The organism is Nitrospirillum karajorum (assembly GCF_036348415.1).
Classification (GTDB): domain Bacteria; phylum Pseudomonadota; class Alphaproteobacteria; order Azospirillales; family Azospirillaceae; genus Nitrospirillum; species Nitrospirillum amazonense_B.
This window is the reverse complement of sequence record NZ_JAZBQB010000001.1, coordinates 1194847-1220856: the sequence shown is the minus strand read 5'-3', so window position 1 is coordinate 1220856 and position 26010 is coordinate 1194847. Positions and strand designations below refer to the sequence as shown.

20 protein-coding genes are annotated in these 26010 nt (G+C 68.6%); 5 read left to right on the top strand and 15 right to left on the bottom strand.

Features of this window, described 5'->3' with window-relative positions; translation table 11 throughout:
- Positions 1–148 precede the first annotated feature (148 nt).
- On the top strand, positions 149–1936 hold the full coding sequence (locus UCD39_RS05380) for an acyl-CoA dehydrogenase (protein ID WP_330495030.1): 1788 nt from the start codon (positions 149–151) through the stop codon (positions 1934–1936).
- Positions 1937–1991: 55 nt separating this feature from the next.
- Here the strand turns inward: UCD39_RS05380 and UCD39_RS05375 are convergent, their stop codons facing one another.
- From UCD39_RS05375 to UCD39_RS05365, 3 genes are read right to left on the bottom strand one after another with little or no spacing between them, the layout of a single operon-like run.
- A complete protein-coding gene (locus tag UCD39_RS05375; RefSeq protein ID WP_442943566.1) occupies positions 1992–2777 on the bottom strand; it encodes an ABC transporter ATP-binding protein in 786 nt (261 codons plus the stop codon).
- 1 nt (position 2778) lies between these two features.
- Positions 2779–3618 (bottom strand): ABC transporter permease, encoded by an 840-nt coding sequence (locus tag UCD39_RS05370; RefSeq protein ID WP_442943565.1) that lies wholly within the window; start codon positions 3616–3618, stop codon positions 2779–2781.
- A gap of 10 nt (positions 3619–3628) precedes the next feature.
- Entirely contained in the window at positions 3629–4660 is a 1032-nt protein-coding gene (locus tag UCD39_RS05365) for an ABC transporter substrate-binding protein (RefSeq protein ID WP_330495029.1), read from the bottom strand.
- 815 nt (positions 4661–5475) lie between these two features.
- Between UCD39_RS05365 and UCD39_RS05360 the strand changes: the two genes are divergently transcribed.
- Positions 5476–5781, top strand: coding sequence for a hypothetical protein (locus UCD39_RS05360; protein WP_322484825.1), 306 nt, complete (start codon positions 5476–5478; stop codon positions 5779–5781).
- Here the strand turns inward: UCD39_RS05360 and UCD39_RS05355 are convergent.
- Positions 5763–5975 (bottom strand): hypothetical protein, encoded by a 213-nt coding sequence (locus UCD39_RS05355; protein WP_145728940.1) that lies wholly within the window; start codon positions 5973–5975, stop codon positions 5763–5765. The two genes, UCD39_RS05360 and UCD39_RS05355, sit on opposite strands and share 19 nt — an antisense overlap.
- A 107-nt stretch (positions 5976–6082) precedes the next feature.
- Between UCD39_RS05355 and UCD39_RS05350 the strand changes: the two genes are divergently transcribed.
- Positions 6083–6715 (top strand): peroxiredoxin, encoded by a 633-nt coding sequence (locus UCD39_RS05350; RefSeq protein WP_330495028.1) that lies wholly within the window; start codon positions 6083–6085, stop codon positions 6713–6715.
- Between the two features lie 45 nt (positions 6716–6760).
- Here the strand turns inward: UCD39_RS05350 and UCD39_RS05345 are convergent, their stop codons facing one another.
- From UCD39_RS05345 to UCD39_RS05295, 11 genes are all read right to left on the bottom strand, one after another.
- The gene (locus tag UCD39_RS05345; protein ID WP_330495027.1) at positions 6761–7738 is read right to left on the bottom strand and encodes a threonine ammonia-lyase; all 978 of its coding nucleotides are present in this window, start codon (positions 7736–7738) and stop codon (positions 6761–6763) included.
- 88 nt (positions 7739–7826) lie between these two features.
- Positions 7827–8879, bottom strand: coding sequence for a glycoside hydrolase family 28 protein (locus UCD39_RS05340; RefSeq protein ID WP_330495026.1), 1053 nt, complete (start codon positions 8877–8879; stop codon positions 7827–7829).
- Positions 8876–9145 (bottom strand): hypothetical protein, encoded by a 270-nt coding sequence (locus UCD39_RS05335; protein ID WP_330495025.1) that lies wholly within the window; start codon positions 9143–9145, stop codon positions 8876–8878. Before UCD39_RS05335 ends, UCD39_RS05340 begins: the two co-directional genes overlap by 4 nt.
- Positions 9146–9244: 99 nt before the next feature.
- Positions 9245–11695, bottom strand: coding sequence for an ABC transporter permease (locus UCD39_RS05330; protein WP_330495024.1), 2451 nt, complete (start codon positions 11693–11695; stop codon positions 9245–9247).
- Positions 11696–11725: 30 nt separating this feature from the next.
- Positions 11726–14173 carry an ABC transporter permease gene (locus UCD39_RS05325; protein ID WP_330495023.1) on the bottom strand — a complete coding sequence of 816 codons (2448 nt, stop codon included), beginning with the start codon at positions 14171–14173 and terminating at the stop codon, positions 11726–11728.
- Positions 14174–14202: 29 nt separating this feature from the next.
- Positions 14203–16677, bottom strand: coding sequence for an ABC transporter permease (locus UCD39_RS05320; RefSeq protein WP_330495022.1), 2475 nt, complete (start codon positions 16675–16677; stop codon positions 14203–14205).
- Positions 16678–16689: 12 nt separating this feature from the next.
- Positions 16690–19164 (bottom strand): ABC transporter permease, encoded by a 2475-nt coding sequence (locus UCD39_RS05315; RefSeq protein ID WP_330495021.1) that lies wholly within the window; start codon positions 19162–19164, stop codon positions 16690–16692.
- Between the two features lie 12 nt (positions 19165–19176).
- Positions 19177–21654 (bottom strand): ABC transporter permease, encoded by a 2478-nt coding sequence (locus UCD39_RS05310; protein ID WP_330495020.1) that lies wholly within the window; start codon positions 21652–21654, stop codon positions 19177–19179.
- Positions 21655–21723: 69 nt separating this feature from the next.
- Positions 21724–22404: an ABC transporter ATP-binding protein gene (locus UCD39_RS05305; protein ID WP_322484810.1), complete on the bottom strand. Its 681-nt coding sequence runs from the start codon at positions 22402–22404 to the stop codon at positions 21724–21726.
- A gap of 52 nt (positions 22405–22456) precedes the next feature.
- Positions 22457–23830, bottom strand: coding sequence for an efflux RND transporter periplasmic adaptor subunit (locus UCD39_RS05300; RefSeq protein ID WP_330495019.1), 1374 nt, complete (start codon positions 23828–23830; stop codon positions 22457–22459).
- On the bottom strand, positions 23830–23988 hold the full coding sequence (locus UCD39_RS05295) for a hypothetical protein (protein WP_330495018.1): 159 nt from the start codon (positions 23986–23988) through the stop codon (positions 23830–23832). Before UCD39_RS05295 ends, UCD39_RS05300 begins: the two co-directional genes overlap by 1 nt.
- Before the next feature lie 337 nt (positions 23989–24325).
- Here UCD39_RS05295 and UCD39_RS05290 point away from each other — a divergent pair, with 337 nt between their 5' ends.
- Positions 24326–25060, top strand: a complete 735-nt coding sequence (locus tag UCD39_RS05290; protein WP_330495017.1) for a 2OG-Fe(II) oxygenase — start codon at positions 24326–24328, stop codon at positions 25058–25060.
- On the top strand, positions 25060–25785 hold the full coding sequence (locus tag UCD39_RS05285; RefSeq protein ID WP_246130076.1) for a 2OG-Fe(II) oxygenase: 726 nt from the start codon (positions 25060–25062) through the stop codon (positions 25783–25785). The genes UCD39_RS05290 and UCD39_RS05285 overlap by 1 nt, the downstream gene beginning before the upstream one ends.
- Positions 25786–26010: the final 225 nt, after the last annotated feature.

Sequence of the window (26010 nt, the reverse complement as noted above, 5' to 3'; positions counted from 1 at the left end):
TCGACGGGACGCGGCCCTTCCGCACCGATGAGGGGCCCGCCCGCCCAATAACAGTGAGCACCCCGCCGGCCGTGCCGGGCCCGCCCCCCTTGTCCTGAAGCGAGGGGGCGCCGGGCCGCCGCCGGCACCCGGGAGGACCCGAGAGACCATGACCTATCAAGCGCCCCTGAAGGAAATCCGTTTCGTCCTGAATTCCGTCGTCGGCCTGGACCGCGTCGCGGCCTTCCCCGCCTTCGAGGCCGCGACCCCCGACCTGGTGGACGCCGTGCTGGAGGAAGGCGCCAAGCTGGCCGACAACGTGCTGGCCCCCCTGAACGCGCCCGGCGACCGCCAGGGCTCGCACCTCACCGACACCGGCGTGCGCACCCCCGAAGGTTTCAAAGACGCCTACCGCCAGTTCGTGGAGGGCGGCTGGAACAGCGTGCCCTTCGACCCCAACCATGGCGGCCAGGGCCTGCCCTGGACCCTGTTTATCGCGCTGCTGGAAACCTGGACCAGCGCCAACATGTCCTTCGCCCTGGGGCCGCTGCTGACCCAGGGGGCGGTGGAGCTGCTGACCGCCCACGGTTCGGATGAGCAGAAGACGCTGTACCTGGAAAAGCTGATCTCCGGCGAATGGGCCGGAACCATGAACCTGACGGAGCCGCAGGCCGGGTCCGACGTGGGGGCGGTGCGCACCCGCGCGGTGCGGCATGAGGACGGCACCTACCGCATCACCGGCCAGAAAATCTTCATCACCTATGGCGACCATGACTGGACGGACAACATCGTCCACCTGGTGCTGGCCCGCACGCCGGAGGCGCCGGCGGGCACCAAGGGCATCTCGCTGTTCATCGTGCCCAAGTTCCTGCTGAACGCCGACGGCACGCCGGGTGAGCGCAACGACGCCCGCTGCGTCAGCCTGGAACACAAGCTGGGCATACACGCCAGCCCCACGGCCGTCATGAGCTATGGCGACAACGGCGCCTGCGTCGGCTACCTGGTGGGCGAGGAGAACCGCGGCATCGAGTACATGTTCACCATGATGAACAACGCGCGCCTGGGGGTGGGCCTGCAGGGCGTCGCCATCGGCGACCGCGCCTACCAGCAGGCGCTGGCCTATGCCAAGACCCGGGTGCAGAGCCGCGACGTCGCCGGCGGGCCGCAGCCGGTGACCATCATCCACCACCCGGATGTGCGGCGCATGCTGCTGACCATGCGGTCGAAGGTGGAGGCCGCGCGGGCCATCGTCTATTTCACCGCCTCGTTCCTCGACGGGCGGCACCATCACCCCGACGCGGCCGCCGCCCACCAGGCCGGCCTGCTGAACGACCTGATGACGCCGGTGGCCAAGGCGTGGAGCACCGACATCGGGGTCGAGGTCGCCAGCCTGGGCGTGCAGGTGCACGGCGGCATGGGCTTCATCGAGGAGACGGGCGCCGCCCAGTATTACCGCGACGCCCGCATCGCCCCGATTTACGAGGGCACCAACGGCATCCAGGCCAACGATCTGGTGTTCCGCAAGCTGGGCCGGGACGGCGGCGCCACCGCCCGCGCGCTGTTCGCCCAGATGGCCGAAACGGCGGAGGCGGCATCCGCCCAGCCGGGCGACGACCTGGCCGTCATCGCCCAGGGCCTGAAGCGCGGAATCGCGGCGCTGGAGGACGCGACCTCCTTCCTGGTGGACCATGTGAAGGCCGACGCCCGCGCGGCGGCGGCCGGGGCCGTGCCCTACCTGACCCTGCTCGGCAACGTCACCGGCGCCTTCCTGCTGGCCCGCGGCGCCATCGCCGCCAACCAGGCGCTGGCCCAGGGCCAGGACACCGCCTTCCATGAGAGCAAGCTGGTCACCGCCCGCTTCTTCGTGGAACAGGTGGTGGGCCCGTCGCTGGGCCTGGCCGAGCTGATCCGCACCGGTCACCGCACCCTGATGGCCCTGTCGGAAGACCAGTTCTGAGCTGAACCGAGCGTTTGCTAGGGAAAGGCCGGGGTCATCGCCCCGGCCTTTTCCTTCAAATCCCCCCGCCGTCCATCAGGTCCGACAGGCGGTCGCGGATGCGGGTGACGAGCGCGCGGGCGGCGCTGTCGTCGCGAGCGCGGGGGCGGGGTGTGGCGATGCGATCCTCCGACCGCACGGTGGCAGGCGATCCGGCCAGCAGGATGACGCGGTCGGCCAGGTAGACGGCCTCGTCGATGTCGTGGGTGACGAACAGGATGGTCTTGGACGTGCGCCGCCACAGGTCCAGCAGTTCGTCCTGCAGGGACTGGCGGGTGATGGCGTCCAGTGCGCCGAAGGGTTCGTCCATCATCAGCAGGTCGGGATCGACCGCCAGGGCGCGGGCGATGGCCACGCGCTGGCGCTGCCCGCCCGACAGTTGGTGCGGCCAGCGTCCGGCCTTGTCGGCCAGGCCCACCAGGGCCAGCGCCTCCTCCGCCCGCCGGCGGCGTTCGCCGCGGGACAGGCCCAGCCCTTCCAGGCCGAAGGCGACGTTGGCGCGCACGGTACGCCAGGGCAGCAGACGCGCGTCCTGGAACACCAGGCCGTAGGGGCGGCGGCCCCTGAGGTCGCCGCTTTGGGCGTGAACCATCGTACCGCTGTTGGGCGGAACCAGGCCGGCCACCACGCGCAGCAGGGTGGACTTGCCCACCCCCGACGCGCCGACGATGGCGATGAACTCCCCCGGTGCCACCGACAGGTTGAAGTCGCGCAGCACCACGGTGCGTCCGTCAGGCGACGCGGGGTTCGGAAAGGCCAGGCTGAGATCGCGGATCTCGATCATGGGGGTCCTCTCCGCCATCTTAAGCCTTCCACCGCATCAGACGGTCGCGCACCGCGACGAAGCCCATGTCGACCAGGCCGTAGAACAGGGCCATGGTGGCCATGTAGACGATGACGATATCGGTGGCCAGCAGGGAACTGGCCTGCATCATGCGCTGGCCCAGGCCGGGCACGCCGAACAGTTCCGCCGCCACCACCGACATCCAGGCCTGGCCCAGGCCGGTGCGCAGGCCGGCCAGGATGGTGCCGGAGGCCGCCGGCAGCACGATCTTGACCAGCTTGGCCAGGGCGGAGCGATGGCCGAAGGCGTCGGCCAGCTCCAGCAGGTCGCGGTCCACCGCCTGCACGGCGCCCAATGCCGCGAAGTAATTGATCCAGAAGACACCCAGCACGATGATGAAGGTGGCCGCCGTGGGGGTGACGCCGAACCAGATGATGGCGAAGGGCACCCACGCCAGGCCGGGGATGGGCCGCAGCAGACGCACCACCCAACTGGTGAAATCCTCCAGCCGCCGCGACATGCCGGTCAGCACGCCGGCGGCGATGCCGGTGACCGAGCCGATGAGCAGGCCCCAGAAATAATGCACTAGGCTGTGGACGATGGCGTCGGTCCACTGGCCGCTGCGCACCTCCGCCACGAAGGCCTGGGGAATGGCGCTGGGCGGCGGCAGCAGGACGGGGCGCACCAGGCCCAGGCGGGGCACCGCCTCCCACACCGCCAGGAAGGCGATCACGCCCAGCAGCGCCCATAGGCCGCGATGCCGCCGGGACGGCTTGGCCAGGAAGGCGGACGGCGGAATGCGCTTGCCCGGAGCGGGCGGTTCCGCCCCGGGGCCGTTCTGCGATGCGGGAGGGGTCAAACGACGACGCTCACTTATGGAGTTTTTCGTAGTAGCTGGCGTCGAACAGCGTATCCAGCGGTTCCGCCTTCTTCAAGACGCCGGTCTTCACCTGGAAGTCCTGCAAGGTCTTGGTCTTGTCCACGATGCGGCGGGGGTCGACCACGAACTGCGAGGCGGGGGACGTCAGAGCCCGCTGCATGGTCTTAACGTCCACGATGCCACGGCCCAGCACCTTTTCCACGTCGGCCGCCGCGCGCGCCGGATCCTGGGCGATCAGGGTGACGGCCCTGTCCACCAGTTCCACCAGCTTCTGCACCTGGTCCGGATGCTCCTTGGCCAGGGCGGCGGTGACGCCCAGCACGGTGCCCGGCTGGTCCTTGATCATGTCCTTGCCATAGGCCAGCACCTTCACCGCCGGCTGACGGTCCTGGATGATGGTCAGGGCCGGCTCACGCACGGTGGCCGCGTCCACGGCACCGGCCAACAGCGCCTGCTGGGTGGCGTCGATGCCCATGGCCACGATCTGCACCTTGGCCGGGTCGACGTGCTCATCCTCCTGCAGCCAATACTTCAGCACCGTGTCGGGGATGGAGCCCACGGGCTGGGTCGCGATCTTCACCGGCCGGCCCAGCTTGGCGGCCAGGCGCGAAATAGCCTCCGCCTTGGTGCCGCCCTTGGCCGCCTCGGCCGACAGCTCCGGCCCGCCGGCCACCACCAGCTCCTCCACCGCGGTGGAGGCGACGACCTTGACCGCGATGCCTTGGGAGCCAGCCACCATCAGGGGACCGATGCCGCCCATGTAGGCCTCCAGCGTGCCGGACGCCAGGCCCAGGATCATGTTGGGGCCGCTGTCGAACTGCGTCAGCTTCAGCTCAAACCCCGCCTGCTTGTCCCAGCCCTCCTGGCTGATGATGTAGGCGGGGGCCGCCCCCAGCACGGGAATGTAGCCGATGTGGATGACAGGCTGACCGCCCTGGGCCTCAGCCGCGTGGGTCGGGGCCGCCAGCAGCGCGCCGATCAGCGGCAGGGCCGTCAGCAGGGACGAATAGGCACGACGCATGGGCGCTCCCTTTCCAATTCCAATGTCGCCGACATGTTAAAGGCGGGTGGCGATACCCCGGCCGGCATAGGATCAACGGCGACGCGCGCCTGTCAATGCCCACGCATGCGTGCGGGATGCGCGCAAATTTAACATGGCAATATGTTGAATTGTCGCGCTCCGAATGGGAACCCTTCCGGGTGATGGGGATCACGGATACGGCCATCTGGGTGGACGCACCCTTCATGCCGCGTCGGATGCCAGCGGAAAATCCCCAATCCCCGCCACTATTGCCCGCCCCTTAATTCAACATTAAAAATTCGTCATTGTAATCCTTATTGACATGCAAATCGGCGGATGACAGCCTTGGCGTCAAGGAAGGGGCGCCCCCAGCGTCCTTTCCGGCCAGCGCCGGGCCCCACGACCCGCCAGGAACAACCGCCCGTTCGTTCCCTTATCGGTGTGGGGCCCGGCCAACCGGCCCGCGGCCATTTGACGGAGCAGCTTGCGCCGCGTCACCAACCGCTAAAGCGCCACGAAGCCCCTTCGTGGTTCTCCGGAACGTGAAGGACCAGGCAATGACCAGCACTTTCCCACACGCGTATCCGTCCCGAGTTTCCACGCCCGTCATTCCCTTACCCGGGGCCGCATTGACGGCCCTGGGTGGACGCTGTCGCCTCATGCGCATGGATTGCCGCTGTTGATGCCCCGCCGGACGCGCCATACGCGTCCCGCCGGACCCAGCCGCACCGTTCCGGGCCCCGGGGCCCCGAGCCACAAAACCATCGTGTTGTTTTCACACCCCCGTAATGGCGGGGGTGTAGAGGGAGCTCACCATGAGCCAGCGACTTCAAAACCAGGACATCGTCCGGGCGCCCGCGCCCGCCGCGGTCATCATCGAGACCGCCCGCCACACGGCGGGGCTGGCCGTGCAGGACGGCCGGGACGTGCAGTTCTTCGCCTCGAACACCCTGTTCCAGGCCCTGGACGGGCAGCGGTTCCGCAGCGTGCGGGCCGTGGAGCGGGCGGTGAGCAGCCTGGAGGCGGCACTGGCCGACCAGCGCCGCACCCGCGACAGCCGCGGCCAAATCTGGCGCAGCTGGGAAGGCCCCACCAGCCCGGGTCAGCCCGAAGCGGCCTGATCGCCGGCGGGGGCCCCGGCCCTTTCCTCGAAATACGTGTCACCGAACTCGGCGATCATCGCCTGGGCGTCCGTCACCAGCGCGCGCACCAGGCGGCGGTCGGGGTGCGTGCACAGCGTCTCGTTCATCGCCTTGCCCAGCAGGGCCTGGGCCTGGGCCAGCAGCTTCACCGCCAACCGATCCTCGAGTTCCATGCCATCCACCCTCTCAGCCTATCCGGCGCGGGAGCGCCGGGCCTTTTCGATAGCGCATCATCGCCGGCGCTGCCAACCCCGCCGGCATCACCCCCGGAGGATACGCCATGACCCTGCGACTGGGCGACATCGCCCCCGACTTCCAGGCCGACACGTCGGAAGGCCCCATCCGTTTCCATGACTGGATCGGCGACGGCTGGGCCGTGCTGTTCTCCCACCCGCGCGACTTCACGCCGGTCTGCACCACCGAACTGGGGGCAGTCGCCCGGTTGAAGCCGGAATTCGACAAGCGCGGCGTGAAGCCCATCGGCCTGTCGGTGGACCCGGTGGGCAGCCACCGCGACTGGGCCCGGGACATCGAGGAGACGCAGGGTGCCGCCCTGAACTTCCCCCTGATCGCCGATCCGGACCGCGCGGTGGCGGCGCTCTACGACATGATCCATCCCAACCATGACGAGACGCATACCGTCCGCACCGTCTTCGTCATCGACCCGAAGAAGAAGGTGCGCCTGCTGCTGACCTATCCCCAGACCACGGGCCGCAACTTCCACGAAATCCTGCGGGTGATCGACAGCCTGCAACTGACCGACCGGCACAGCGTGGCCACCCCGGCCGACTGGCAGGCGGGCGACGACGTCATCATCGCCCTGTCGGTGTCGGATGAGGCCGCCAAGGCCAAGTTTCCGGACGGGTGGACAGCGCCCAAGCCCTATCTGCGTATCGTTTCGCAGCCGAAATAGGCTGGATTGGCGGCCGGCCGCATCCCGTGCGGCCGGCCTTCACCCTTAGGCCGCTTCCTTCAGCACGTCGGCATAGAAGGCCGGATCGACGTTGCCGCCCGACAGCACGACGGCGATGGTCCGCCCGGCGGCGTCCACCTTGCCGGACAGCAGGGCCGCCAGCGCCGCCGCTCCGCCCGGCTCCACCACCAGCTTCAGGTTCGCCGCCGCGAACCGCATGGCGGCGCGCACCTCCGCCTCCGTCACCACCAGGCCGGGGCCCAGCAGGACCTGGGCCAAGGGGAAGGTGATGGTGCCCGGAATGGGGGACAGCAAGGCGTCGCAAGAGGACTTGCCCCCCGGCGCGTTGGCCAGCCGTTCCCCGGCCGCCAGCGACCGCGCCATGTCGTCGAAGCCTTCCGGCTCCGCCGTGTGCACGCGGGCGCCGGGGAAGGTTTGCTTGAGGCCCAGGGCCGTGCCGGTGGCCAAGCCGCCGCCGCTGCAATTCACCAGGCAGGCGTCCACCGTCAGGCCCAGGGCCGCCGCCTGGCGCCCGATCTCCAGCCCCACCGTGCCCTGACCAGCGATGATGTGGACATCGTCATAGGAGGGGACCAGCACCGCCCCGGTGCGGGCGCTTAGTTCCCGCCCTATGACCTCTCGATCCTCGGTGTAGCGATCATAGAAGACGATCTCGGCCCCCAGGGCGCGCGTGCCGGCCACCTTGATGGCGGGGGCGTCGGCCGGCATGACGATGGTGGCCTTGGTGCCCACCAGCCGCGCGGCCTCCGCCACGCCTTGGGCATGGTTGCCGGACGACCAGGCGACGACGCCCCGCGCCCTTTCCTCGGCCGTCAGGCGGCCCAGGCGGTTATAGGCGCCGCGGAACTTGAAGGAGCCGGTGCGCTGCAGCACCTCGGGCTTCAGCAGAACCCGGGCCCCCACCGCCGCGTCCAGGGCCGCGTTGGTGAGCAGCGGCGTCATCACCGCCTTGCCCGCCAGCAGGTCCGCCGCCGCCTCGACATCCGCGCCTGTCACCGCCATGCCCATGACCCATCCCCTTCCGTGTGTGCGAGGCTAGCAGGCTGGCACCGCGCGCCACCCAGGGGCAAGGGCCGCCCCGGCATGGCGCTCATTCCGGAAAAGGCGCCCAGCGTTCCGCACAATCGGACGGAGGGCCCGCCGCCGGTGTCAGAGTACGGCCGGGCGGCATTGGGGACACCCCGCCCGGCCCGGCGGACAGATCCGCATTCTCGACCTGCCAGGTCGCCCCCTGCCCAAACCGCACCCCGTCAAACTGGACCGTGAGGGGATGGTCACCGTCATGGCCCCGCAGGATCAGCGTGCCGTCCGCCCCCGTCACGTCGTGCAGGCTGATCGCCTCATAGACGGGGATCGACAGGCCCCAGGCGCTGGCATCGTAACGGGTGTCGAAATCAATCGGCTTCTGGTTGTCGCGCAGGCACACATCCTCATAGCGCACCCGGGTGACCAGGCCGCCCCGGCTGACATCGCTCTTGATGCGGAGGCCCGAGGTGGTCCCGTCGAGCGTTACATCGCGGACCAGGATGTCGCTGACCCCCGCATTGGTCTCGCTGCCGATCGACAGGCCGTGGCCCCAATAGAAATGGTCGTCCAGGATCGAGACATGGCGGGTGGCGCCTCTGCCCGCCTTGATCGCGATATTGTCATCGCCGGCCCGGATATAGCTGTGGGCGATGGTGATGTCCTGCGACGCGCTGGGATCAATGCCGTCGGTGTTGCGCGCGTCGGCGGGCGTGTCGATCTTCACGCCCCAGAAGGTCGCGCCCTCGACCTCATCGAGCATGACGTGGAAATTGGCCGCGTTGCGCAAGGTGATGCGATAGAAGGTCAGGTCACGGGCGTGATCCGCCTCGATCAGCCGGGGATTATTCTGCTTGCCGCCCTCACGATCCGCCCGGCTGGCGATCTGCCACCACGTTTCACTATGGCCGACCATGGTCGCGCCCCCCAACCCGTCAATCTCACCATCCCCGACGATGCCGCCGCCGGTGGTTCCCTTGAAGGTGATGAAGGGTATGCAGCCATTCCCCTTCCCCGCGATGGCGCCACAAAGGCGCCGCCCGGTGTCATAGGCGCGCGGGTCCGGAACGGCGCTGAGAATGGCGCCGCGATCGATCCATAGCGTGACGCCAGACTTCATGGTGAGCGGTCCGCTGAGGAAACGCCCCCCATGCCATCGGCAACCAGGTGGACCGCGCCGCCGGAGGAACAATGGTTGATCGCCGATTGCAGGCGCTGGGTCTCCTCCGGCCAGCGGCCTTCCGTCGAAGCCGGGGATGGGGACAGGGTCGCGCAAACCTGTGCCGGCAGGCTGGGCTCACTGACCGCCCGGCGGTCTTGCGCCTGGGCCGGTGCCGCCAGGAGGACGGCGCCAAGCAGTATCACCGAGATGAGGGCCGGGAGCATGCGACGTCACTGTCCTTGATCGGGATTCAAGGCGATAGAGTGACGGGTCCCCGAAGAGGTCAAACGGCACGGTGTCGCACTGGTACAAGTACCGGGGGATCACTCATAACGTAACGCCCGCACCGGCTTGGCCACCGCCACCCGCGCGGCGTGGCCCGCCACCGTGACCCAGGCGATCAGCAAGGCCCCAAGGCTGGCCAGCGCGAAGACCAGCGGGTCCATCTGGATGCGATAGACAAAGCCCCCTAGCCAGCGGCCCATCAGGACCCAGGCGACAGGCCAGGCGACCAGGTTGGCCACCAGCACCGGCTTGCTGAATTGCCAGACCAGCAGGCGCACGATGTCGGTCACGCCGGCGCCCAGCACCTTGCGCAAGCCGATCTCCTTGGTGCGCCGTTCCGCCATGAACGCCGCCAAACCGAACAGGCCCAGGCAGGCGATCAAGATGGCGAGGCCGGAGAACAGGGCCAGAAGATCCCCCTGCCGCGCCTCATCCGCGTAGACTTGGCGGATGTGGTCATCCAGAAATTCACGCGTCAGCGGCAGATCCGGGAACAGCCGGCGCCAGGTGTCGTCGATGGCGGCCAGGGTGGCGCCGTCGGCCGTGGGCGACAGGCGCACCAGCAGGACGGAGCGGTCGTCATGCATGGCGAGGTAAATCGTGGGCTCGAAGCCGGAATGGGCGCTGCCGAACTGCACGTCGTCCACCACGCCAATGATGGTCAGCGCCGTGCCGCCGCCATACATCACCGTCCGGCCCACCGCCTGTTCCGCCGTGGCCAGGCCCAGGCGACGCACCGCCGTGCCCGACAGCACGACGGGAATGGTGACGCCGCCGCCACCCGCCCGCAGGGCGGCATGGCTGGTGATGTCGCCCGGCCGCGCCGGGTCGAACAGGCGTCCCGCCCGCAAGGGCACGCCCAGGGCCTGCAGATAGTCCGCGTCCACCGGTTCGGTACGGATCAGCAGGTCGGGCGCGCCGGCCGGCGCCTCCGGCAGGCGATAGTTGTTGGTCCATTCGCTGCGGTCGCTGGGCACATTGGCGGCGGCGCCGACGGCGGCGACGCCAGGGATGCGCCGCAGCGCGTCACGCAAGGCATCGATGCCGGCCAGCCCCGCCGGTCGGTCCAGTCCGCGCAGCACCACCGCCCCCTCCGCCCGGAAGCCAAGGTTCTGCGTACTGGCATAGCGGGTCTGCTGACCGATGACGACGGTGGCGATCCCCAATACGACGGCCACGGTGAACTGCAGCATGACCAGGGCGGCGCGCAGCCGGCCGCCGCCGCTCGCCCGGCTGGCCCGCAGCAGGTCGGTGGGCCGGGGCCGCGAGAGGTCGTAAGCGGGATAGAGGCCCCCCACCAGACCGACCACCAGCACCAGCGGCGAAATGGCCGCGAACAGCCAGGCACCAGACACGAAACCCGCATCCAGTTGCAGGTTCAGAAGGCGCAGGAAACGCGGCATGGCCAGTTCCACCAGCACCAGCCCCAACAGGCCGGCCACCACGGCCAACAGCATCGATTCCAGCAGGAACTGCGCCACGAGCTGACCGCGCCGGCCGCCCAAGGTCTTGCGGATGGCAACCTCGCGCGCCCGCAATGAGGAGCGGGCGGTCGACAGGTTCACGAAATTGACGACGGCGATGGCCAGCACCAGGCCGGCGATGCCCACGAACCCGGCCAATGTGGTGGGGGAAATGCCCCTGCCCTCCATCGGCTCGATGTGCATGGCCGTCAGCGGTTGCAGTTCCAGGGTTTCCACCAGGCCGGGGGCCACGGCCTCCATGCCTTCGCGGTGGGCCGCCAGCAGGGCCGGGAAGCGCGGCGCCAGGGTCGCCGGGTCAACGCCCGGCCGCAGCATCACGAAAGTCTGAAGGAACTCATCCCGCCACCGGGTATCCTTGGCGGCGAACAAGGGGTCCCAGCCGTCCTGGAACTTGGTGGCGATGTTGGTCCAAATCTGGATGGGCGTGTCGCGGCTGAACAGGGTGTTGGACGGCAGATCCCGCACCACGCCCGTCACCACCAACCCGGCGCCGGACGTCAGGGTCAGGGTCTGGCCCAAAACCTCCGTCGTGCCGAAATAGCGGCGGGCCTGACCCTCCGTCAGGACCGCGGTGCCCGGTCCGGCCAAGGCCGTGGCCGGGTCGCCCGCCAGGAAGGGGAAGTCGAACAGGCGGAAGAAGGGCGCATCCACCAGCGTGATGCGGTCCTCCACCGGCATGCCCTTGTCGCGCAACACCACGGCATGGTGCGCCACCCGCACCATGGCCTCCACCTCCGGCAGGTCCGCCGCGAGGACGGGGCCCAGGGGCTTGGCCGTCACCGTCATGCGGCTGGGCTCATGGCCGGGCAGGTATTGGGCGGGGAGTACGCGGAAAACGCGGGCGGCATTGCTGTAAAAGCCGTCGAAGTGCATCTCATGCCAAACGAAGAGGCCGATCATGGCCGCCGTCGCGATGCCCAAGGACAGGCCCGCGATGTTGAGGACGGTGTAGAGTCGTTGGCGCACCAGCACGCGCACCGCGAGCCGCAGGTGGTTCATCAGCATCGGCGCCCCCTTTCCCCCCTGTCCGAATGGTCACTCGTAGCGCAAGGCATCGACCGGCTTGGCCGCCGCCACCCGCGCGGCATGGCCCGCCACCGTGACCCAGGCGATCAGCAGGGCGGCGAGGCCGGCCAGCGCGAAGACCAGCGGGTCCATCTGGATGCGATAGACGAAGCCGCCCAGCCAGCGCGACGCCAGCACCCAGGCCACCGGCCAGGCGATCAGCGCCGCCACCATCACCGGCCGGCTGAATTGCCAGACCAGCAGGCGGACGATCTGCGGGATGGTGGCGCCCAGCACCTTGCGCAAGCCGATCTCCTTGGTCCGCCGTTCGGCCGTAAAGGCCGCCAGGCCGAACAGGCCCAGACAGGCGATCAGGATGGCCAGGCCGGAAAACGTCGCCAGCAGCAAGGATTGCTGGTGTTCGCCGGCGTAGGCGGCGCGGATGTTGTCGTCCATGAACTCCCGCTTGAGCGGCAGGTCGGGGAACACACGGCGCCAGGTGTCATCGATGGCGGACAGGGTAGCGGCACCGCCGCCCGCGGCCAGCCGCACCGCCATGGCCTCAACCTGGGCGGGATAGATGACGTAGACAGTGGGCTCCAGCACCTCGCGGGCGGTGCTGAACTGCACATCGTCAACCACGCCGATGATGGTGAAACCGGTGCGTTCCCCCATCATCAAGGTTTTGCCCAAGGCCTGTTCCGGTGTGCCCATCCCCAGGCGGGAGACGGTCAGCGCCGACAGGACGATGCTGCCGCCCAGGGGGGCGGCCGGGTCCTCCGGCGGCTGGCCCCGGTCGATGACGGTGTCGACGGGATGGGCGGGATCGAACAGGCGGCCGGCCAGCAGGTGGACGCCCATAGTTTCCATATAGCCCATGCCCACGCCCTCGGTCCGCAGGCGCATGGCCCCGTCCTTCGGCGTATCGGGCAGGTGGAAGGTGGAGAACCAGTCGGATCCATCGGACGGTGGCGCCATGGTGGCACCGGCCTGCACGACGCCGGGAATGCGCAACAGGGCCTGGCGCAAGGCGTCCTGGTGCGCATGGCCCTGCGGATTGTCCAACCCGCGCAGCAGCAGCACGTTTTCCGGCAGGAAGCCCAGGCGCTGGCTGCTGGCGAAGGACGTCTGCTGAACCATGATGACGGTGGAGATCACCAGCACGATGGCGGCGGCGAACTGGATGACCACCAGCGCGGCGCGCAGGCGGCCACCGCCAGGGCTGCCCTTGCCCCCCCTCAGCAGGTCGCCCGGCCGCGGGCGGGACAGCACGAGGGCCGGATGGAGCCCAGCCAGCAATCCCACCACCGCCGCCAAGGGAATCAGGGCGGCCGCCATCCACCAACCGGACAGGAAGTGATGATCTATGTGCAGACCCAGAACGCGCAGGAACCGGGGCATGACCAATTCCAGCAGGACCAGCGCCACAATTCCGGATAGGAACGACAGCAGCAGCGATTCCGCCAGGAACTGCGCCACCAACGCTCCGCGCCGGCCGCCCATGGTCTTGCGGATCGCCACCTCCCGCGCCCGCAGGGAGGAACGGGCGGTCGACAGGTTCACGAAGTTCACCATGGCGATACCCAGCACCAGGAGGGCGATGCCCACGAACGTCATCAGCACCGGCATGGGCACGCCGTCGTCGCTGATGTTCTCCACATGAATGCGGGTCAGGGGCTGCAAGGCCTGGGTGATGTCGGGCTTGCCGGTCGTCGGGTTCAGGTAGTCCTTCATGCGCGCCAGCAGGAAATCCGGCAGCCGTGCGGTCACGGCCGCCGGATCCACCCCTGGCTTCAGCAGGACATAGGTACGGAGAAAGCTGTGGGTCCACTCCTCATCAGCGGTGGCGAACACGGCATCCCAGCCATCGTTGAACCGGGTGGCGATGTTGGTCACCATCTCCAGACGGAAGACCGTGTTGGAGGGCGGGTCGCGGATGACCCCGGTGACCGTCAGATCGGCGCCCGAGGTCAGCGTGAGCACCCGACCCACGGCGTCGATGGTGCCGAAATACTTGCGCGCCGCCGTCTCGGTCAGCACCACCGTGCCGGGGGTGCGGATGGCCGTGGCGGGGTCACCCGCCAGGAAGGGCCAATCGAAAAGCCGGAAATAGTCCGCATCGGCCACCGTGACCCGCGCCCCGAAGACGCCGCCGTCCCGCCGCACCGCCACGGTGTGGCCGCTGACCCGCACCACGGCCTCCATCTCCGGGAAATCGCGGGCGAGGGCCGGCCCCAGGGGCTTTGCCTGCGCCGCCACCGTGGTCGGCACGCCGCTGGGGGTGCGATAGGTGCGCACCATGCGGTAAATGCGATCGGCATGGGCGAAGAAGCCGTCATAGTGCATCTCGTGCCAGACGAAGAGGCTGATCATGGCGGCCGTGGCGATGCCCAAGGCCAAGCCCGCGATGTTGAGGGCGGTGTAGAGCCGCTGGCGCACCAGCACGCGCACCGCGACCCGCAGATAGTTCATCAGCATCGGCGCCCCCTCCCCCTCTGTCCGGATGGTCACTCGTACCGCAGCGCGTCGACCGGCTTGGCCGCCGCCACCCGCGCGGCGTGGCCGGCCACCGTGACCCAGGCGATGAGCAGGGCGGCGAGGCCGGCCAGCACGAAGACCAGCGGGTTGAGCGCGATGCGATAGGCGTAGCCCTGCAGCCAGTGGCTGAGCCCCAGCCAGGCCAGGGGCCACGCGATCAGGTTGGCCACCATGACCGGCTTGCTGAACTGCCAGACCAGCAGGCGCATGATGTCGGGCACGCCGGCGCCCAGTACCTTGCGCAAGCCGATCTCCTTCGTCCGCCGCTGGGCGGTGAAGGCCGCTAGGCCGAAGAGCCCCAAGCAGGCGATCAGGATGGCCAGGCCGGTGAAGCCCGCCAGCAGCGTGCCCTGGCGCAGTTCGTCGGCGTAGGCGTCCCGCACATGGTCGTCCAGGAATTCGCGGTTCACGGGAATGGTGGGGAAGCTGTCCCGCCACAGCCGGTCGATGGCGGCCAGCGTCGCGGCGCCGGCGGCGGGCGTCAGGCGCACGGCCATGACGTCCAGCCCGCTTTCGCCCAGCAGGAAGGCCGTGGGCTGCAGGGCCACGCGGGCGTCGTTGAACTGCACATCATCCACCACACCGACGATGGTCAGGGGATAGTCGCCCTCGTAGATGACCTGGCGACCCACGGCCTCCTCCGCCGTGTGGAAGCCCAGGCGCTGGACCGCCCGCCAGGACAGCACGGCGGTGCGGCCGGGCGGATCGGAGGAGCGGACGGTCCCGCCACCCTCGCCCGTCGTCGATCCCGGCGGGCGCAGCGTGTCGGCCGTGGCGGCACGGTCGAACAGGCGGCCGGCCAGCAGGCGCACGCCCATGGCCTGCAGATAATCGTGGCCGACATATTCGCTGCGGAAGACGATGGTGCCGTCGTCCACCGTGCCCGCCACATGGTAGTTGGACGTACTTTCGGAACCGTCGCTGGGGGCGTGGAAGGCGGCGCCCGCCTGCCCCACCCCCGGAATGCGCAGCAGCGCCTGGCGGAAGCTTTCGATATGGGCGCGCGCCTCGGGCAGGTGCAGTCCGCGCACCAACAGCACGCCATCGGCGTTAAAGCCCAGTTGCTGGCTGCTGACATAGCGGGTCTGCTGGAAGATGACGATGGTGGCGATGGACAGCAGGATGGCCGCGCTGAACTGCGCCACCACCAGCAGGGCGCGCACGCCGGCACCGCCAGCCGCCACCGGCCCGCCCCGCAGCAGCACGGACGCCGACGGCCGCGACAGGACCAAGGCGGGGTACAGGCCGGCCACGCCGCCCACCGCCACGACGCCCAGCAGTTCGGCCAGCAGCAGCCACGGGCTGTAAAGATAGGCGCGGTCAAAGCGGATGCCCAGCGCGGCGACGGAGGCGGGCATGGCCATCTCCAGCAGGACATAGGCCAGCACCGCCGCCACCAGGGTCAGCAGCACCGATTCCACCATGAACTGGCCGACCAGCATGCCGCGCGGGGCGCCCAGCGCCTTGCGCACCGCCACCTCGCGCACCCGCAAGGAAGAACGCGCGGTCGACAGGTTGACGAAGTTGACGATGGCGATGCCCAGCACCACGGCCGCCACGGCCACCAGACCATGCAGCACCCCCAGCAGGTTCGCGGGAACGCCGGTCGGATCGGTGTGGATGTGGGTGAGGCCGGTCAAAACCAGGGCCTTGGACGGCTTATTGGTGCCGGTCGAGAGATAGTCGGGGTCGTGCGCCGTCAGGAAGGCGGGGAAACCCGCCGTCAGCGCCGCCGGGTCCGTGCCCGGCTTCACCAGGATGTAGGTCTGGAGGAAGTTGCTGTTCCACACCGTGTCCATGCGGGCGAACCAGCCGTCGACATTCTCGCCCAGCCGGGTCTGGATGTTGGTCAGCATGGCGTTGCGGTGCAGATGGGTGTTGGTCGGCAGGTCGCGGATGACGCCACTGACCGTCAGGCTGATGCCATTGGTCAGGGTCAGGCTGCGCCCCAGCACGTCCACGCCGTTGAAATACTTGCGCGCCAGGCTTTCCGGCAGGACGACCGTGCCGGGTTCGGCCAGCGCCGTGGCCGGATCGCCCGCGATGAAGGGCAGGTCGAACAGGCGGAAGAAATCGGGATCGACCACCTGCATCAGTTGCCGGAAGGGGCTGCCATCGCGGCTGACCACCACAGCCTCGTCATTCACGCGGACGCTGGTTTCGATCTCGGGAAAGTCCTGCTTCAGCAGGGGGGCCAGGGGCTTCGGCGTGGACGAATAGGTGACGGGCTCCCGGCCGGGCATGAACTCCGTCTTGTCCACGCGGTAGATGCGGTCGGCCTTGCTGAAAAAGCCGTCGTAATGCGTTTCATGCCAGACGTAGAGGCCCAGCATGCTGGCAGCGGCGATGCCGATGGCCAGGCCCGCCACGTTCAGCACGGTGTACATCCGGTCGCGCACCAGGATGCGCACCGCCACCCGCAGGAAATTGCCCAACATCTTCATAACCGGAACTCCTTACTCGTACCGCAAGGCGACGACGGGCTTGGACGCCGCTACCCGTGCGGCGTGGCCCGCCACCGTGATCCAGGCGATGAGTAGGGCGGCGAGGCCGGCCAGCGCGAAGACCAGCGGGTTCAGCGCGATGCGGTAGGCGTAGCCCTGCAGCCAATGGCTGAGCCCCAGCCAGGCCAGGGGCCAGGCGATCAGGTTGGCCACCATGACCGGCTTGCTGAATTGCCAGACCAGCAGGCGCATGATGTCGGGCACGCCGGCGCCCAGCACCTTGCGCAGCCCGATCTCCTTCGTCCGCCGTTGGGCGGTGAAGGCCGCGAGGCCGAACAAACCCAGGCAGGCGATCAGGATGGCCAGGCCGGTGAAGCCCGCCAGCAGCGTGCCCTGGCGCAGTTCGGCGGCGTAGGCGTCCCGCACATGGTCGTCCAGGAATTCGCGGTTCATAGGAATGGTGGGGAAGCTGTCCCGCCACAGCCGGTCGATGGCGGCCAGCGTCGCGGCGCCGGCGGCGGGCGTCAGGCGCACGGCCATGACGTCCAGCCCGCTTTCATTCAGCAGGAAGGCCGTGGGCTGCAGGGCCACGCGGGCGCTGTTGAACTGCATATCATCCACCACGCCAATGATGGTCAGGGGATAGTCGACATCGTAGACAACCTGGCGGCCCACAGCCTCCTCGGCCGTGTGGAAGCCCAGGCGCTGGACCGCCCGCCAGGACAGCACAACCGTGCGGCCCGGAGGGTCGGAGGAGCGGGCGGTCACGCCGCCCTCGCCCGTCATCGATCCCGGCGGCCGCAGCGCGTCCGCCGTGGCGGCACGGTCGAACAGGCGGCCGGCCAGCAGGCGCGCGCCCATGGCCTGCAGATAGTCGTGGCCGATATATTCGCTGCGGAAAACGATGGTGCCGTCGTCCACCGTGCCCGGCACATGGTAATTGTTGGTGCTATACGGCCCGTCGCTGGGGGCGTGGAAGGCGGCGCCCGCCTGCCCCACCCCCGGAATGCGCAGCAACGCCTGGCGGAAGCTTTCGATATGGGGGCGTGCCTCGGGCAGGTGCAGTCCGCGCACCAACAGCACGCCATCGGCGTTAAAGCCCAGTTGCTGGCTGCTGACATACCGGGTCTGCTGGAAGATGACGATGGTGGCGATGGCCAGCAGGATGGCCGCGCTGAACTGCGCCACCACCAGCAGGGCGCGCACGCCCGCACCGCCGGCCGCCACCGGCCCGCCCCGCAGCAGCACGGACGCCGTGGGACGTGACAGGACCAGGGCGGGGTACAGGCCGGCCACGACGCCCACCGCCACGACGCCCAGCAGTTCGGCCAGCAGCAGCCAAGGGTTGTGGAGATAGGCGCGGTCGAAGCGGATGCCCAACGCGGCGACGGAGGCGGGCATGGCCACCTCCAGCAGGACATAGGCCAGCACCGCCGCCACCAGGGTCAGCAGCACCGATTCCACCATGAACTGGCCGACCAGCATGCCGCGCGGCGCGCCCAGCGCCTTGCGCACCGCCACCTCGCGCACCCGCAAGGAAGAACGCGCGGTCGACAGGTTGACGAAGTTCACGACGGCGATGCCCAGCACCACGGCGGCCACGGCCACCAAGCCATGCAGCACGCCCAGAAGGCTGAAGGGAACGCCCGTCGGATCGGTGTGGATGTGGGTGAGGCCGGTCAGCACCAGGGCCTCGGAAGGCTTATTGATGCCGACCAATAGATAGTCGGGGTCGTGCGCCGACAGGAAGGCGGGAAAGCGCGCCGTCAATGCCGCCGGGTCCGTGCCCGGCTTCACCAGGATATAGGTCTGGACGAAGGCTCTGTTCCACGCCGTATCCATGCGGGCGGACCAGCCATCGACAGCCTCGCCCAGCCGGGTCTGGATGTTGGTCAGCATGGCGTCGCGGCGCAGATGGGTGTTGGTCGGCAGGTCGCGGATGACGCCACTGACCGCCAGGCTGATGCCATTGGTCAGGGTCAGGCTGCGCCCCAGCACGTCCACGCCGTTGAAATACTTGCGCGACAGGCTTTCCGGCAGGACGACCGTGCCGGGTTCGGCCAGCGCCGTGGCCGGATCGCCCGCGATGAAGGGCAGGTCGAACAGGCGGAAGAAATCGGGATCGACCACCTGCATCAGTTGCCGGAAGGGGCTGCCATCGCGGCTGACCACCACCGCCTCGTCATGCACGCGGACGCTGGTTTCGATCTCTGGGAAATCCTGCGGCAGCAGGGGGGCCAGGGGCTTCGGCGTGGACGAATAGGTGACGGGCTCCCGGCCGGGCATGAACTCCGTCTTGTCCACGCGGTAGATGCGGTCGGCCTTGCTGAAAAAGCCGTCGTAATGCGTCTCATGCCAGACATAGAGGCCCAGCATGCTGGCTGCAGCGATGCCGATGGCCAGGCCCGCCACGTTCAGCACGGTGTACATCCGGTCGCGCACCAGGATGCGCACCGCCACCCGCAGGAAATTGCCCAGCATCTTCATGGCGAGGACTCCTTATTCATAACGCAGGGCGACGACGGGCTTGGTCGCCGCCACGCGGGCGGCGTGCAGCCCCACCGTGGCCCAGGCGACCAGCAGAGCCGACAGGCCAGACGCCACGAACAGCAGGGGATTGAGGGAAACACGGTCGGCGAAGCCCTCCAGCCAATGCCGCATGGCGATCCAGGCGACAGGCCAGGCAATCAGGTTGGCCACCAGCACGGGCTTGGAGAACTGCCAGACCAGCAGGCGCACGATGTCGGCCACGCCGGCGCCCAGCACCTTGCGCAGCCCGATCTCCTTGGTCCGCCGCTCGGCGGTGAAGGAGGCGAGGCCGAACAGGCCCAACGCCGCGATGACGATGGCGAGCCCAGAGAAGGCGGCGAACAGCTGGCCGGTCTTGATCTCGCGCTCATAGACGCTTTGCAGCTGGGCATCCAGGAACAGCCGGGGCACCGGCCTGTCCGGTATCATCTGGTGCCAGGTGCGGTCGATCAGGTCCAGGGCGCCGGGCATCTCGCCCGCCTTCACCCGGATCAGCAGCTGGCCGTAGCTTTGCGGCGCCACCAGGAACATCTGCGGCGCCACGGCGGTATGGACGCTGGCCTGGTGGAAGTCCTCCACCACGCCCACCACGGTCATTTCTATGCCGGCACTGCCCAGATTGCTTGGCAATGTCAGCGGCTGGCCCACCGCCGCCTCGGGCGAGGCGAAGCCCAGGCGCTTAACCGCGGCCCGGTTCAGGACCAGGCCGCCGTGCCGCGTCTTTTCTGGATGTGCGGGGTCGGCCGGGGTCAGCGTGTCGGCGGCGGCCGATCGCCGGTCGAAAACGCGGCCGGCCAGCAGCGGCACCCCCAGGGCGGCGAAATAGTCGGCATCCACCGCGTCCTGGCGCAGCACCGCCGCGTCATCCATCATCGCACCGGGGCGGTGCGCGCCCATATTGTTTTCCGTGCCGCTGCCGGGGTAGGACTGGGCCAGGGATGCCGCGACGATGCGCGGGTCCTGGCGTAGGGCGTCGCGCAGCGTCTCCGCCTTTCGCAGATCCGGGCCGTACAGGTCGGTCAGGACCACCACGTTTTCCTTGTTGAAGCCCAGGGCCCGGCCCTGCGCGTAGGCCAGCTGGCGATAAACCACACCCGTCGCCACCATCAGACCGATGGAAATGGCGAACTGCACCACCACCAGGACCACGCGCAGGCGGCCGCCGGCGCCGGTGCCGCCGCTGTTGCCCTTCAACACCGGTCCCGGCTGGAAGGCGGACAGGAAGACGGCCGGGTACACCCCGCCGGCACCGCCCACCACCAGCACCAGGGCTGCCAGGCAGCCGATGACGCGCGCGTCCCGCAGATAATTGAAGGCCAGCGACGGCTTGCCCAGGAAGGCGGTGAAGGACGGCAGCAGCACCTCCACCAGCGCCACGGCCAGGATCAGGGCCAACGTGGTCAGCAGGATGGATTCGCCCAGGAACTGGGCCATGATCTGGCCACGGCTGGCGCCCACCACCTTGCGCAAGGCCACCTCGCGCGCCCGCAATGAAGCGCGCGCCGTCGCCAGGTTCATGAAGTTGATGCAGGCGATGACCAGCACCAGCACGGCGACGGCCGTGAAGATGGCGATTTCCACCGGGCTGATTCCGTCCACCATGGTGCCGCGCACGGGGTGCAGGTGGGAGTCGCTCAACGGCACCAGGAAGAACTTGAACACGTCGCCCACGCGAAACTCGCCCGTGCTGCTGCGGATGGGCGGTATGGCGGCGCCGAAGGCGGGCAGCCCGGCCTGGATGGCATCGGGGCCGGCCCCCGGCTTCAGCTTCAGGAAGGTCATGGCCATCAGGCCGCCCCAGTGCTGGCGCAGATAGTCGGGGATCTGGTTGGCCTGGCTGTCCATGGGGATCAGCAGGGCGAAGGCGAACTGGGTATTCGCCGGCAGGTCGCGCACCACACCGGTCACGCGCAGCAGGTGGCCATCCACCGACAGCGTCCGGCCCACCGGGTCGGCATCGCCGAAATACTTGGAGGCGGTCTTGGCCGTCAGCACCACTGAATTGGGATCGTCCAGGGCCGTGGCCCGGTCGCCGGCCAGGAAGGGCCAATCGAACAGGTGGAAAAAGCTGGCGTCGGCCACGGCCGCCTGCTCGCTGAACAGGGCGCCGTCCTGGTCCGCGGCGGCCCGCTTCACCGTGGAGGTCTGGGCCGCGACGCGGGTCATGTCCGCCACCTGGGGGAAGGCCTGCCGCAGCGCCGGTCCCACCGGCATGGGCAAGGCCGCCCCATCCTCCGGCGCGCGGCCGGGCAGCGTCGCCGTGACCAGAACCTGCTGGATGCGGTCGGCGTCGGTGACGTCGCGGTCGTAGGTCAGTTCGTTGTGGACGAACAGGCCGATCAGGATGGCCGCCGTCAGGCCCAGCGCCAGCCCCGCCACCGTGATGGCGGAATAGAGCCTGTGCTTGACCAGCATGCGCAGCGCCACGGTCAGGTAGTTGGCGAACATGGGGCGACGTTCCCCCTTTCCGGCGAAGGGCGGCAGCAGAGAGCAGACGGGACAGACGGGTGCGAAACGTCAGGCGGCGCGAAGGTTTTCCGCCACCACCTGGCCGTCGAACAGGTTGATGATGCGCCGGGCGTATTGGGCGTGCGGCATGGAGTGGGTGACCATGACGATGGTCGTGCCCTCGCCATTCAGCTCGGTCAGCATGTTCATGACCTCCTCACCGTTGGCGCTGTCCAGGTTACCCGTGGGCTCGTCCGCCAGCAGCATGCGGGGGCGGGAGACGACGGCGCGGGCGATGGCCACGCGCTGCTGCTGCCCACCGGACAATTGCTGCGGCAGGTGGCTGGAGCGGTGGGCGATGTTCACCTTGGCCAGCGCCTCCTTCACCCGTTCCTTCCGCTCCCGCGAGGGAATGTCGTGGTAGAGCAGCGCCAGCTCCACATTCTCGAACACCGTCAGCTCATCGATCAGGTTGAAGCTCTGGAAGATGAAGCCGATGTTCTTCTTGCGGATGTCGGCCAGCTTACGCTCGCCATAGCCCGCCACGTCCTCATCCCCGAACCAGTATTGGCCGCTGCTGGGGTTGTCCAGCATGCCCACGATGTTCAGCAGCGAGGACTTGCCACAGCCCGAGGGGCCCATGATGGCCACGAACTCACCCTGCTTGATGTGGATGTTCACCTGGTTCAGGGCCGTGGTCTCCACCTCTTCCGTGCGGTAGACCTTGGTCAGGTCGACTAGCTTCAGCATTCTTGCCACCCCGTCTTATCACACCAAATCCGGTCATCATTTCGGTATCGGATCAATTTAACTCGATACGGTCCATATGGGCGAGATCGCCGTAGGACGAGACGATCACCCTGTCCCCCGCCGACAGCCCGTCGCGCACCTCGATCATCTGGGCGTTGCGCCGGCCCAGGTGCACGCGCCGCTTCTCGGCATAGGCCCCGTCGGGCCGCACCACGAAGATCCAGTCGCCGCCCGTGTCCTGGTAGAAGCCGCCGTTGGGAATCAGCAGGGCGGTGGCCGCCGCCCCCAGCTTCAGGCGCATCTGCAGGGTCTGGCCGCTGCGGATATCCTGCGGCGCGGCGCCCAGGAATTCCAGGTCCACCTGGAACTGGCCGTCGCGGACCTGCGGGTAAATCTTGGCGACCTTCAGTTTGTACTCCCCGGCACCGATGGCGGCCTCCGCCGTCTGGCCCAACTCCAGGCGCGACAGGTAGAATTCATCCATCTGCGCCTGGACCTTGAAGCCGTCATCGCGGTCGATGCGGCCCAGGCGTTCGCCCTTCTGCTTGGTCTGACCGATCTCGACATCCAGCACGGTGATCTGACCGTCCACCGGCGCCCGCACCACCAGGCTGTCCAGGTTCTTGCGCGCCATGGCCAGGTTCTCCTCCAGCCGGCGGGTGCTGTCCTGCATCTCGGTGTATTGGCTGGCGCGCATCTTGTCGGTGGTGCGCATGGTTTCCAGCGTCAGGTCGCGCCGGCGCTCATACCATTTGATCTGGTCGCGGATGATGTCGATGTCGCGTTGCGAGGATGCGCCCGTCTTGATCAGCGCCGTCTTGCGCTCCAGGTCCTTGGACAGCCAGGACACATTGTAGTCGCACTCCGCCAGTTCCCGCTGGTTGCTGATGCGGCTGGTTTCCAGCTGCAGCTCGGTGTCGTGCAGGCGGTTGATCTGTTCCATCACCTGCGCCTCGCGCGAGATGATGTCCAGTTGCAGCTGGGTGTTGGACAGCTCCACCAACGGCTGGCCGGCCTTCACCTTCTGGCCCACCTCCACCAGCTTCTTTTCCACCCGGCCGCCCTCGATGCTGTCGAGATAGACGCTGTTCAACGGCTCCACCGCGCCGCGCACGGGGATGAAATCCTCGAACGTGCCTTGGGCCACGGTGGCGACCGTCAGGCGGGATTCCGCCACGCGCACCGTCTGGCCGCCCTGGGTCTGCGTCAGCACGGCGGCCCCGCCGGCCAGGGCCAACAGCGCCACGCCGGCGGCCCAGGCGCGCTTGTCCGTCCGGGCCCGATGCACCCAGCCCTTCCAGCCCGTTGGCCGTTCCACCCGGCGGTCCATGCCCGCCCCCATGCCCCCACTCACGCCCGCCCCCAGGGGGGCCTTCACGATATGGGGGCCGGCGCCCTCCATGCTGGGGGACCCTGGCGTGCCCATCACAGCCCCCCCAGGCAGCGGATGGCCACCACCAGCAGGGCGCTGACCAGCCACAGGTCTGGATTGACCGACAGCAGCGCATCCTCGACCCGCTCGATCAAAGGCCGGGCATCGGCGGCTTGCGGCATGCCCATCAGGACGTCGTTGCGGACCATCATCAACCCCACTTCCTTGATCAGTCGTCCAGGCCACCCCGGAGGCGGCCCGTCGGCATTCCATTCCCGATTGGACGCCACACCATCCATTGGCAAGGGGTGTGCCAGAGGACGGATTCTTTATAAATCAATTGGTTGATAACAATTATCACCCGTCCGATTGCGGACAGTGTCCGTTAGCGGACACCTGGGTCGCCTGAAACCGGACTCCACCGCCCGGGGGCGGCAACGGCCGTTGACCTGGATCAACGCCGCAAAGGCGCAAGGGGTGGAAAAGGGGGCATCGCGGCAAGGTCCGTCCTGACCGGCCTTCCCGCCTCCGCCTCGTCAAGGTGCCCGAATGCCCGCCCTCTCCTCCCCCGCCGCGCCCAAGGCCCCGGTGCCGCCGTCGGCTATTTCCCCCACCAACCGGACGGACGGCGTCCTGAACCTGGACGGCCTGCGGGCCCTGCGCCCGGCCGAGGTGCCCTTCCCCCATCTGGTGATGACGGGTTTCATCGCGCCCGCCGTCGCCGTCACCGCCCGCCACGACTTTCCCGACAGCCCCCATGGCGGCCTGGTCCCGGCGCCGTCGCGCGCGGTGCTGGAGCGGGGCGGACTGGACGGCTTCACCCGGCTGCTGGCCGCGCTGACGGCGCCGGAGACGACCCAGGCTTTCGCCGAAACCTTCAACCTGGACCTGGACCCCAACGCCTTGATGGTGACGGTGCGCAGCCGCTGCGTGCCCAAGGATGGCCGCATCCACACCGACAGCGTGACCAAGCGTCTGACGGCGCTGCTGTACCTGAACGAGGAATGGACCGCACCCGGCGGCCGCCTGCGTCTGCTGCGCAGCGCCGACGACATGGAGGACATGCTGGCCGAGGTGCTGCCGCTGGATGGCACGCTGGTGGCCTTCCGCCGCACCGACAATTCCTTCCACGGGCATAAGCCGCATGACGGTGTGCGCCGGTACATCATGCTGAACTGGATGGTGGACGCCGGCACCGCGCGGCGTGAGACCCTGCGCCACGGCGTCACCGCCGGGCTGAAGCGCCTGGCCCTGGGCGGCGGCCTCTCAAAGGGGGAAATGTGATGAGCTTGACCGCGACCGTCCGCGCCGCCAACACGTCCGCCTTCGACCCGCAGGCCCTGGACGACACCACCGGCCGCCATGTGCGCGCCTGCCTGACAGCGGCGGACCGGGACGACCATCCCTACCGCCACTGGTATCTGAACAGCGTTTTCCCCGCCACCGTGGCGGAAGCCTTGGCCGAGTTGCCGTTCGCGGCCCCGGAGATCGAGGACACCCAGGGCCGGCGCGAAACCCACAACTCCACCCGCACCTTCCTGTCGGCCGACAACCAGCTGCTGTATCCGGTCTGCGGCGCGGTGGCGGCGGCCTTTCAATCGCCGGACACCATCGCCACCCTGGCGCGGCAGTTCGGGCTGGACCTGTCCGGATCGTCCCTGCGCATCGAATATTGCCTGGACCGGGAGGGGTTCTGGCTGGAGCCGCATACCGACATCGGCGCCAAGCTGTTCACCATGCTGGTCTACCTCAGCACCGGGCCGGACGCGGAAACCCTGGGCACCGACATCATGGACGGGCCCGAGGGCGGGCACGTCGGCCGGGCGTCGGGGCGGTTCAACACCGGCTTGGTCTTCATCCCCGGCAGCGACACCTGGCACGGCTTCGCCCGCCGACCGTTCCGGGGGGTTCGCCGCACCATCATCATCAACTACGTGAAGCCGGAATGGCGGGCGCGGCATGAGCTGGCCTTCCCCAACGACCCGGTATCGCCGAGCCCGGCCGCCTAAGAAGACGCGCCTGCCTAAAGGAATACCCCGGCCCGCCAATGGCACGATTGTAGATTGCGCAAGCCGCAACCTATAGTCGGATCGGGTGAGGGCTGGGCTCAAGGGCGGTCGTGACGGTCAATTCCGACATCGGTACGGCGCGATTGCCAGGCGCGGATGCGCACACTGCCGCCGCCCCCGCCCGGGGGACCTCCACCATGGCGGCCCTGCGGTTGCAGATGGTCG

What these genes read in the sequence shown, in the direction of transcription:
- UCD39_RS05315 (WP_330495021.1), bottom strand. Translation starts at nt 19,164, where the DNA reads ATGAAGATGCTGGGCAATTTCCTGCGGGTGGCGGTGCGCATCCTGGTG.
- UCD39_RS05300 (WP_330495019.1), bottom strand. Translation starts at nt 23,830, where the DNA reads ATGGGCACGCCAGGGTCCCCCAGCATGGAGGGCGCCGGCCCCCATATC.
- UCD39_RS05285 (WP_246130076.1), top strand. Translation starts at nt 25,060, where the DNA reads ATGAGCTTGACCGCGACCGTCCGCGCCGCCAACACGTCCGCCTTCGAC.
- UCD39_RS05330 (WP_330495024.1), bottom strand. Translation starts at nt 11,695, where the DNA reads ATGCTGATGAACCACCTGCGGCTCGCGGTGCGCGTGCTGGTGCGCCAA.
- UCD39_RS05305 (WP_322484810.1), bottom strand. Translation starts at nt 22,404, where the DNA reads ATGCTGAAGCTAGTCGACCTGACCAAGGTCTACCGCACGGAAGAGGTG.
- UCD39_RS05320 (WP_330495022.1), bottom strand. Translation starts at nt 16,677, where the DNA reads ATGAAGATGTTGGGCAATTTCCTGCGGGTGGCGGTGCGCATCCTGGTG.
- UCD39_RS05310 (WP_330495020.1), bottom strand. Translation starts at nt 21,654, where the DNA reads ATGTTCGCCAACTACCTGACCGTGGCGCTGCGCATGCTGGTCAAGCAC.
- UCD39_RS05295 (WP_330495018.1), bottom strand. Translation starts at nt 23,988, where the DNA reads ATGATGGTCCGCAACGACGTCCTGATGGGCATGCCGCAAGCCGCCGAT.
- UCD39_RS05335 (WP_330495025.1), bottom strand. Translation starts at nt 9,145, where the DNA reads ATGCTCCCGGCCCTCATCTCGGTGATACTGCTTGGCGCCGTCCTCCTG.
- UCD39_RS05340 (WP_330495026.1), bottom strand. Translation starts at nt 8,879, where the DNA reads ATGAAGTCTGGCGTCACGCTATGGATCGATCGCGGCGCCATTCTCAGC.
- UCD39_RS05355 (WP_145728940.1), bottom strand. Translation starts at nt 5,975, where the DNA reads ATGGAACTCGAGGATCGGTTGGCGGTGAAGCTGCTGGCCCAGGCCCAG.
- UCD39_RS05290 (WP_330495017.1), top strand. Translation starts at nt 24,326, where the DNA reads ATGCCCGCCCTCTCCTCCCCCGCCGCGCCCAAGGCCCCGGTGCCGCCG.
- UCD39_RS05360 (WP_322484825.1), top strand. Translation starts at nt 5,476, where the DNA reads ATGAGCCAGCGACTTCAAAACCAGGACATCGTCCGGGCGCCCGCGCCC.
- UCD39_RS05380 (WP_330495030.1), top strand. Translation starts at nt 149, where the DNA reads ATGACCTATCAAGCGCCCCTGAAGGAAATCCGTTTCGTCCTGAATTCC.
- UCD39_RS05350 (WP_330495028.1), top strand. Translation starts at nt 6,083, where the DNA reads ATGACCCTGCGACTGGGCGACATCGCCCCCGACTTCCAGGCCGACACG.
- UCD39_RS05365 (WP_330495029.1), bottom strand. Translation starts at nt 4,660, where the DNA reads ATGCGTCGTGCCTATTCGTCCCTGCTGACGGCCCTGCCGCTGATCGGC.
- UCD39_RS05345 (WP_330495027.1), bottom strand. Translation starts at nt 7,738, where the DNA reads ATGGCGGTGACAGGCGCGGATGTCGAGGCGGCGGCGGACCTGCTGGCG.
- UCD39_RS05325 (WP_330495023.1), bottom strand. Translation starts at nt 14,173, where the DNA reads ATGCTGATGAACTATCTGCGGGTCGCGGTGCGCGTGCTGGTGCGCCAG.
- UCD39_RS05375 (WP_442943566.1), bottom strand. Translation starts at nt 2,777, where the DNA reads ATGGCGGAGAGGACCCCCATGATCGAGATCCGCGATCTCAGCCTGGCC.